Origin of the sequence: Delftia sp. ZNC0008 (genome assembly GCF_000799035.1) — a bacterium.
Classification (GTDB): Bacteria; Pseudomonadota; Gammaproteobacteria; order Burkholderiales; family Burkholderiaceae_C; genus Comamonas; species Comamonas tsuruhatensis.
On sequence record NZ_JTKZ01000711.1, the window covers coordinates 1 to 1,228 of the forward strand.

Annotated in this window: 2 protein-coding genes; both read left to right on the top strand. The window is 39.7% G+C overall.

Going from position 1 to position 1,228, the window contains the following annotated elements:
• Nucleotides 1-549, top strand: a 549-nt coding sequence (locus L995_RS32285; RefSeq protein WP_197065181.1) for an RHS repeat domain-containing protein, incomplete at its 5' end; no start/stop codon positions are given.
• Nucleotides 549-1,076 (top strand): hypothetical protein, encoded by a 528-nt coding sequence (locus tag L995_RS33385; protein WP_156136116.1) that lies wholly within the window; start codon nucleotides 549-551, stop codon nucleotides 1,074-1,076. The genes L995_RS32285 and L995_RS33385, both read left to right, overlap by 1 nt.
• Nucleotides 1,077-1,228 lie beyond the last annotated feature (152 nt).

Here is a 1,228-nt window from a genome sequence, read left to right on the forward strand (position 1 = left end):
TACAACCGGTTCAGGTATTACGATCCTGTGGTGGGAAGGTTTGTGCATCAGGATCCGATTGGGTTGTTTGGCGGTGAAAATTTCTATGCATACGGTGTCAATCCAACTGAATGGATTGACCCAAATGGTTTAAGCACTCATAGAAATAGAATGAATAAGGCCGCAGGGTTGGCACCCAAACATCAAACTCATCACAAAATTCCACAAGCATTGTTCAAAAAACGCCCAATATTAAAGTGCATAGATCAAGATGCTCTTGAAAATCTTATTAATCTACCTAAATATGCCGGAAAATTTGACGGTAAAAAAGGAAAGTATTATGGCAAATCAACTCACAGAGGAAGTCATAACGAATATAGTGATGCGCTGCTAGATGCCATTGATAGAGAAATATCTTCTGCCGGCGGCTGTCCAAAGAAACTATCCAAAAGACTTGGTGATATGCAAAAACTTCTGCACAAAGAATTGAAGAAGGGCACTCCAATAAGAAAATCTGAAGGATCTAATTTCAAGTTGTGGGATGATATCTTAAAGAAAGGCGGTTTCTAATGATTTCAGAAAATGATTTCCCCATTAATGTTCAAGAGATTTTTCAACTCATGAAAGATGGGCCATTACTTCAAACAACAGACAGAATTTCAGAAGAGCGAATATTAGATATTCATAAAGCGATGTATATGCAGCAAGATGAAGACATAAAAAAACCTTATCGCTTCATCATTGACATTACCGAAGATGCATCCGGAGAAATAGAGTCCCCGCCTTTTGATGAGAAAAGGAAAAAATTAATAGAATTAATTGGAAACATCAATTATTTTGACCATCTAAGGGAATATTTCTCAAAACATGCCATTAGCAAAATTTTGGACCCCCAAGAAATCACTGACATATCAGAAGCCATTTATGAAGATCTGATATTATGTGCGAAAGCGAGATTGATGATGCCTAACTCTCATCCATATTTCGAAAAAATGCTAGATGTTTATATACGGCAAGGATTCCCGTGCGCATGGATTGGCGGTAAAAATTGGAAGAAGGGAGATTTTGTAGTTTACTCACGAGAAGTATTAGTGTAATAAAATATATCAAATGATCAGGCTGATACGCGGGGCTGCTGCCTGATTAAATCAGGCAACGCAGCCTGTCACACGGCTACGACGAACTGAGCAACCGCACGGACTGCTGGCTGCCCGGAGGCCGCCACGTCCAATGGCTCTACTACGGCTCG

Excerpts from the sequence above, each read along its gene's own strand:
- L995_RS33385 (WP_156136116.1), top strand. The coding sequence starts at position 549 with ATGATTTCAGAAAATGATTTCCCCATTAATGTTCAAGAGATTTTTCAA.